At 64.2% G+C, this 7,237-nt stretch carries 6 protein-coding genes; 1 reads left to right on the top strand and 5 read right to left on the bottom strand.

From position 1 onward, the window contains the following. Positions 1–369: NAD(+)/NADH kinase (locus APH30_RS25435; protein WP_177333797.1), on the bottom strand; the 369-nt coding region annotated here is incomplete at its 3' end. 283 nt (positions 370–652) lie between these two features. On the opposite strand from APH30_RS25435, the gene APH30_RS25430 reads away from it, so the two are divergent. Next, positions 653–2,506, top strand: coding sequence for a sigma-54-dependent Fis family transcriptional regulator (locus tag APH30_RS25430; protein WP_054914093.1), 1,854 nt, complete (start codon positions 653–655; stop codon positions 2,504–2,506). A 203-nt stretch (positions 2,507–2,709) separates the two neighbouring features. Here APH30_RS25430 and accC read toward each other — a convergent pair whose 3' ends face one another. From accC to APH30_RS25410, 4 genes are all read right to left on the bottom strand, one after another. Next, entirely contained in the window at positions 2,710–4,065 is a 1,356-nt protein-coding gene (gene accC, locus APH30_RS25425; RefSeq protein ID WP_009685761.1) for an acetyl-CoA carboxylase biotin carboxylase subunit, read from the bottom strand. A 17-nt stretch (positions 4,066–4,082) separates the two neighbouring features. Then, complete coding sequence (accB, locus tag APH30_RS25420) at positions 4,083–4,547, bottom strand: acetyl-CoA carboxylase biotin carboxyl carrier protein (protein WP_054914092.1); 465 nt, start codon at positions 4,545–4,547, stop codon at positions 4,083–4,085. Positions 4,548–4,645: 98 nt separating this feature from the next. Then, a complete protein-coding gene (gene aroQ / locus APH30_RS25415) occupies positions 4,646–5,101 on the bottom strand; it encodes a type II 3-dehydroquinate dehydratase (protein ID WP_003255330.1) in 456 nt (151 codons plus the stop codon). A 179-nt stretch (positions 5,102–5,280) separates the two neighbouring features. Further along, positions 5,281–7,053, bottom strand: a complete 1,773-nt coding sequence (locus tag APH30_RS25410; protein ID WP_054914094.1) for a protein-disulfide reductase DsbD — start codon at positions 7,051–7,053, stop codon at positions 5,281–5,283. Between the last annotated feature and the right edge of the window lie 184 nt (positions 7,054–7,237).

The raw sequence follows: 7,237 nt of genomic DNA, 5'->3' as shown, positions 1-7,237 counted from the left end.
CTTGTGGGTGCCATCGCCCCCCAGCACGGCGATCAGCGCCACACCGCGCTCGACCATGCGTCGGGTGGCCAGGCGGGTGTCGGCTACGGTCTGCGACAACGGCAGGTCGAGTATTTCGATGGCTGGCCAGTGCTGGTCGAGCGCAGCCGGGCCCTGGCTGGCCTTGAGCACGGCGGCGGCGATGCCGGTCATGTCGCTGGGCAGCAGCACCTGGCCGATGCCGGTGGCGCCGAAGGCGGCCAGCAGGCGCTGAATTGCCGAAGCCTTGTCGGTGCTCGAATAGAGCCCGGCGCTGGCCGTCAGGCGGCGCAGGTCACGGCCGGAGGCAGGGTTGGCAATGATCCCGACGAGCGGGGCGGGTAGCGGCATGGCGCACCTCGTATTCTTGTTTGCCAGGACTGGAGCAAGGGCGGTGCCAGCTTTGCCCAAGGGCGCCGAAGGGGCCGTTGCAGAGCGCTTTGGCCTGCCTTGGTGGCGGCTGCAGGGCGGGCACGGCGAGACGCCCGGTGCCAGTGCGCAGCCGCGTTGGGCGAGACGCTGAGACGCTGCGTCTCAAGCCAGCCGGTAGCCACACAGTGCTTGTCGGGGCGGGCGCGCAAGCGCTTAATGGCCGAACAACGATAAAAACAGCAACGAGAACCGGAGGGCCCGAATGCTTGCCGCGAACTCCCGAGCCCATGTCGATTGCGTCAGCAGGGTGCTGAAGAATGCCGACCGCCTGCCACAGGCGCCGGTACCGCCGCTGATCCTCGATTCATGGCGCCGTTCCATGGAGCTGTACCGCCTGGACCCCGCTTCCCAGCAGGGCCCACGCATCCTTTCCCAAAGCCTGCTCAATGAGTGCCGTGAACGCGCGCAGCTGTTTCTGCGCATCGCCAGCGACGCCGTGGCCCGCCTGCACGAGCGCGTACGGGGCGCCGACTATTGCGTGCTGCTGACCGACGCCCAAGGGCGCACCATCGACTACCGGGTCGAATCGGCCATTCGCAACGACTGTCGCAAAGCCGGCCTGTACCTGGGCACTTGCTGGTCGGAGGGCGAGGAGGGTACCTGTGGCGTGGCGGCGGTGCTCACCAGCAAGGCCCCGGTCACGGTGCACAAGCGCGACCACTTCCGGGCGGCGTTCATCGGCCTGACCTGCACGGCGGCACCGGTGTTCGACCCGTTGGGCGAGTTGCTGGGGGTGGTGGATGTGTCTGCCTTGCAGTCACCGGACGACCGCCGCAGCCAGCACCTGATCCGTCAGCTGGTCGAGCAAACCGCTCGCGACATCGAAAACGCCTTTTTCATGCACACTGCCCAGGGCCACTGGGTGATGCGCGCCCATGGCACGCCGGGCTATGTGGAAAGCCAGCCTGATTACCTGCTGGCCTGGGATGCCGATGGTCGCCTGCAGGCCATCAACAGCCTGGCCCGGCAGCGCCTGGTCGAACGCCTGGGCCGTTTGCCGGCGCACATTGGCGAGCTGTTCGACATGGACCAGCTACGCCGGGTCAGCGCGTCGTCGGCCCAGCGCCTGCCTGGCCTGGGTGGTTTGTACGGCCGGGTCAGCGCCCCTCGGCAACGCCAGCGGGCGCAACCGCTGCAGCAGGCCCAGGACAGCCGCATCGAACAGCACCTGCGCTTGGCTACCCGCGTCAAGGACTGCAACCTGGCCGTGCTGGTGCTGGGTGAAACCGGGGCCGGCAAGGAGGTGTTCGCCCGTCAGTTGCACCAGCAGAGCCAGCGCCGTGACGGCCCCTTCGTGACCCTGAACTGTGCAGCCATCCCCGAGAGCCTGATCGAGAGCGAGTTGTTCGGTTATGTGGCGGGGGCTTTCACCGGTGCTTCCAGTAAAGGCATGCAAGGGCTATTGCAGCAGGCCCACGGCGGTACGTTGTTCCTCGACGAGATCGGTGATATGCCGCTGAACCTGCAAACCCGGTTGCTACGGGTGCTGGCCGAGGGCGAAGTGGCGCCGCTGGGCGCGGCGCGGCGGGAGCGGGTGGATATCCAGGTGATCTGTGCCACCCACCGTGATCTGGCGGCAATGGTAGAAAACGGGCGTTTCCGCGAAGACTTGTACTTCCGCCTGGCCAATGCCCGCTTCGAGTTGCCGCCGCTGCGTGAGCGGGAGGACCGGTTGGGGCTGATTCACCAATTGCTGGCCGAAGAGGCTGCGGCCTGTGGCGTGGAAGTTGTACTGGCGGACGATGCCTTGCAGGCGCTGCTGGTTTATCGCTGGCCAGGCAATTTGCGCCAGCTGCGGCAGGTGTTGCGCTATGCCTGTGCGGTCTGCGAGGGCGGGCAGGTGCGGGTGCAGGATTTGCCGCAGGAGGTGCGGGGTGGGGCGGTAGGCTCGGTCGCAAGCGGGGTGTCGTGCCCGGCGCGGCAACTGTTGCTGGATGCGCTGATCCGCCATCGCTGGAAGCCGGCCGATGCGGCGCGGGCGTTGGGCATTTCGCGGGCTACCCTGTATCGGCGGGTGCATGAGCACCGTATCGAGATGCCGCGGATGAAGGGGTAACCTGCGGTCCCTGTAGGAGCGGCCTTGTGTCGCGATGGGGCGCGCAGCGGCCCCACGATCTCAGCTTCGCCGCAGATATTGCCGGGGCCGCTTCGCGGCCCTTTCGCGACGCAAGGCCGCTCCTACAGGGGGTGTGTGAGCCTTGGCTAAGCAATAAAAAACCCCGGCACAAGTCCGGGGTTCTGGTCCATCACACTACACGATCACTCCTGGTTGGCCAGTTTGTGCTCGAGGTAGTGAATGTTGACGCCGCCTTTGCAGAAACCTTCATCACGCACCAGGTCGCGGTGCAGGGGGATGTTGGTCTTGATGCCGTCGACGACGATCTCGTCCAGGGCATTGCGCATGCGCGCCATGGCTTCGTCGCGGTCTTTGCCGTAGGTGATCAGCTTGCCGATCAGCGAGTCGTAGTTCGGGGGTACCGAATAACCGCTGTACAGGTGCGAATCCACGCGCACGCCGTTGCCACCCGGTGCATGGAAGTGCTTGACCTTGCCTGGGCTCGGGATGAACTTCTTCGGGTCCTCGGCGTTGATCCGGCACTCCAGCGAGTGGCCACGGATGACAACGTCTTCCTGGCGGAACGACAGCTTGTTGCCAGCGGCGATGCTCAGCATCTCCTTGACGATGTCGATACCGGTGACCATCTCCGACACAGGGTGTTCAACCTGCACCCGGGTGTTCATCTCGATGAAGTAGAAGCGGCCGTTTTCGTACAGGAATTCGAACGTACCGGCACCGCGGTAGCCGATCTCGATGCACGCATCGACGCAGCGCTTGAACACTTCCTGGCGGGCCTTTTCATCGATACCCGGGGCTGGTGCTTCTTCCAGGACCTTCTGGTGGCGACGCTGCAGCGAGCAGTCGCGGTCACCCAGGTGAATGGCGTTGCCCTGGCCGTCGGACAGCACCTGAACTTCCACGTGGCGTGGGTTGGTCAGGAACTTTTCCAGGTAGACCATCGGGTTGCCGAAGGCAGCACCGGCTTCGGTGCGGGTGAGCTTGGCCGAGGCGATCAGGTCCTCTTCCTTGTGCACCACGCGCATACCGCGACCACCACCGCCACCGGCGGCCTTGATGATCACCGGGTAGCCGACGTCACGGGCGATTGCCAAGGCGACTTCTTCGTCTTCCGGCAGCGGGCCATCAGAGCCCGGTACGGTTGGTACGCCCGACTTGATCATCGCGTCCTTGGCCGAAACTTTGTCGCCCATCAGGCGAATGGTGTCGGCTTTCGGGCCAATGAAGGCGAAACCGGATTTTTCCACCTGCTCGGCGAAATCGGCGTTTTCCGCCAGGAAGCCGTAACCAGGGTGAATCGCGGTGGCGCCAGTCACTTCGGCGGCAGCGATGATCGCCGGGATATGCAGGTAGGAATCCTTCGACGATGCAGGGCCGATGCAGACCGACTCGTCTGCCAGGCCCAGGTGCATCAGTTCACGGTCGGCAGTGGAGTGCACGGCGACGGTCTTGATGCCCAGCTCTTTGCAGGCACGCAGGATCCGCAGGGCAATTTCCCCGCGGTTGGCGATCAGGACTTTTTCGAGCTTCCCAGACATCGTTGGCTCTCCGCGATTCAAACGATGGTGAACAGCGGCTGGTCGAACTCAACCGGCTGGCCGTCTTCTACCAGGATGGCGTCGATGACACCGCCAACATCGGCTTCGATGTGGTTCATCATCTTCATGGCTTCGACGATGCACAGGGTGTCGCCCTTCTTCACGCTCTGGCCAACTTCAGCGAAGTTCGGCGAGGTCGGCGAAGGTTTGCGGTAGAAGGTACCTACCATTGGCGAACGGATCACGGTGCCTTTCAGCGCCGGGGCAGCAGCAGCGGCTTCGGCGGCTGGCGCAGCAGCGGCGACCGGGGCAGCAGCGGCCGGGGCGGCAGCCATCGGGGCCGGTGCGTAGAACTGCTGGGCAGCTGGGGTCTTGCTGTGACGGCTGATACGAACCGACTCTTCGCCTTCCTTGATCTCCAGCTCGTCGATGCCAGACTCTTCCAGCAGCTCGATCAGTTTCTTGACTTTACGGATATCCATTAATCATCAACTCCCAAAGGTTCGGTCAGGGGGCGAAATACAAAAACGTATCTAGAACGTTTCTCTGGAACCCCGGCCCATCGAGGCCGGGGTTTTCATCATTTGGGCTGTGCGTTGGCAGCCAGTTGTTCCAGTGCAGACTCCAGGGCCAGGCGATAACCGCTGGCGCCCAGACCGCAGATCACCCCTACGGCCACATCGGAAAAGTAGGAGTGGTGACGGAACGGTTCGCGTTTGTGCACGTTGGACAGGTGCACTTCGATGAATGGGATGCTCACCGCAAGCAATGCGTCACGTAATGCGACGCTCGTGTGGGTGAAAGCAGCCGGATTGATCAGGATGAAGTCCACACCCTCGTTGCGTGCCGCATGAATGCGGTCGATCAATTCGTATTCGGCATTGCTCTGCAGGTACTGCAGATGGTGGCCTGCGGCGCGGGCACGTTGCTCCAGGTCCTGGTTGATCTGGGCCAGGGTCACGGCGCCGTAGTGGCCTGGCTCGCGAGTGCCGAGCAGGTTGAGGTTGGGGCCGTGAAGCACCAGTAGCGTTGCCATCTGTGGATTCCTTGGATTTGTAGGGCAATTCGACACAGCGCGGCGAGTGTGCCGTAAAGCGACGGCAAGTGTCCAGTTCCCGGCAATAGCCAGCACGATGTCCGAGATTCGCGCGAAGTATGTGACCAAATATTTAAATCTGGTCACCTAATCGAGGATTTTTCCCGGCCCGCGGGAAGTTATAGACCGAGTTTGCCGCGCACGCGCGTGAGAATCTGCGCGAATTCCCCGGCATTTATCTCGCCAATCACCCGATCGGCGGTAATTTCGCTGCCGTTCGCGGCAAAGAACAACAGCGCAGGCGGGCCGAACAGTTGGTACCGGTCAAGGAGCGAGCGTTGCTCGGCGTTGCTCGCGGTGATGTCGAACCGCAGCAGCTTGAACGCCGCCAGTTGCGGCTGCACCTGGGCGGCGTTGAGCACCTCGTGTTCGATGACCTTGCAACTGATGCACCAGTCGGCGTACCAGTCCAGCAACACCGGTTGGCCGGCTGCCTTGGCCTGTGCCAGCGCGGCATCCAGGGCTTGCGGGGTGGTGATGGTTTGCCAGGCCTGCGCTGTGGTCGCGGTAGTGCCAGCGCTGGCCGCCTGGCTGGGCACGGACAGGGGCCGCAGCGGGTCGCCCTGGCCACTGAGGGCGCCATACCAGCAAGCCAGCGCGTATACCAGCAAGGCCAGGCCGAGCAGTTGCGCCAGGCGCTGGCGCGCAGTCTTGACCACGAACTCCAAGGCGCCGAGGAACAGTGCCACGCCTGCGGCAAGCAGGCCGACCAGCAATAGGGTTACCGGGCCTGGCAGCACCCGGCTGAGCAGGCCGATGGCCAGCCCCAGCAGCAGTACGCCGATGGCGTTTTTTACGGTGTTCAGCCAAGGGCCGCTTTTCGGCAGCCAGGCTGCGCCACCGGTGGCCACCAGCAACAGTGGCGCGCCCATGCCCAGGCCCAGGGCGAACAGTTTGAGCGCCCCGCCCAAGGCATCGCCGCTGGCGCTGATGTACAGCAGCGCGCCTGCCAGGGGCGCCGACACACAGGGCGAAACCAACAGGCTGGAGAGCACGCCGAGTACTGCAGCGCCCAGTAGCGAACCGCCCTTGGTGTGGTTGGCGACGTTGTTCAGGCGGTTATTCAGGGCTTGCGGCAGCTTCAGTTCGAACAGGCCGAACATGGCCAGGGCGAACACCACGAAAAACAGCGCGAAGGGCACCAGTACCCAAGCCGATTGCAGGCGTGCCTGCAGGTTCAGGCCGGCGCCGAACAAGCCCATCAGCGCGCCGAGTGCGGCGAAGCTGGCGGCCATTGGCAGTACGTACGCCAGCGACAGCGCCAGCCCGCGTGGCCCACCGACCTGCCCGCGCAGTACCACGCCGGAGAGAATCGGCAGCATCGGCAGTACACAGGGGGTGAAGGACAGGCCGACCCCGGCGAGGAAGAACAGCAGCAGCGATTTCCAGCTCCAGGCCTGCTCGATTGCGTCAGGGGTGTTTGTGCCGGCTTCGCCATCGATGCTCAGCCGGGCGGTTTCCGGCGGGTAGCACAGGCCCTTGTCAGCGCAGCCCTGATAGCCCACCAGCAGGGTAAAGGCACGCGGATCGTTGCGTGGCAGTTCGATGTCGAGCACGCCGTGGTACACCTCCACGTCGCCGAAGAACTCATCGTGCTTGGCCTCGCCCTTGGGGATGTTCGGCGTGCCCAAGGCGATGTCGGCGGGTTCGGTGTGGAACTGGAAGCGGTGGCGGTAGAGGTAGTAGCCGTCGGTGGCGATGAAGCGCAGCTTGATGGTGTGCGCATCGGCCTGGATCAGGTCGAGCTTGAACGCCTCGTGCACTGGCAGGAAGTCGGCGTTGTTGGCCAGCGAAGCGGCGCCGAGGGTGGCGCTGGGGCGGTTGTCGAGCAGGCCGGTGGCGAAGACAGGGCTGGCCAGCAGCAGGAACAGCAGGAAAAACAGGCGGCGCATGGCGAACTCGCGAGGTGGAACGTGCCGGGCATGATAACGGAGTTGGCGCAGGTTGAAAGGGACGGCGACACCTGGCGCCACTTGTGTATTGCCTGTGCCGGCCTCAGACCCTGAAGGCCCGCACCGCCTTGCTCAGCTCCCCGCCGAGGCTCAGCAATTGCTCACCCTGCTCACGCCCTTCACC

Source organism: Pseudomonas sp. NBRC 111127, from assembly GCF_001320345.1.
In the GTDB taxonomy this organism is placed as follows: Bacteria; Pseudomonadota; Gammaproteobacteria; order Pseudomonadales; family Pseudomonadaceae; genus Aquipseudomonas; species Aquipseudomonas juntendi.
The sequence above is the reverse complement of the archived record's forward strand: the minus strand, read 5'-3'. Positions and strand labels throughout refer to the sequence as shown.

Bases quoted from the DNA above. Each gene is read 5' to 3' on its own strand.
- accC (WP_009685761.1), bottom strand. From the start codon at position 4,065: ATGTCTGGGAAGCTCGAAAAAGTCCTGATCGCCAACCGCGGGGAAATT.
- aroQ (WP_003255330.1), bottom strand. From the start codon at position 5,101: ATGGCAACGCTACTGGTGCTTCACGGCCCCAACCTCAACCTGCTCGGC.
- APH30_RS25410 (WP_054914094.1), bottom strand. From the start codon at position 7,053: ATGCGCCGCCTGTTTTTCCTGCTGTTCCTGCTGCTGGCCAGCCCTGTC.
- APH30_RS25430 (WP_054914093.1), top strand. From the start codon at position 653: ATGCTTGCCGCGAACTCCCGAGCCCATGTCGATTGCGTCAGCAGGGTG.
- accB (WP_054914092.1), bottom strand. From the start codon at position 4,547: ATGGATATCCGTAAAGTCAAGAAACTGATCGAGCTGCTGGAAGAGTCT.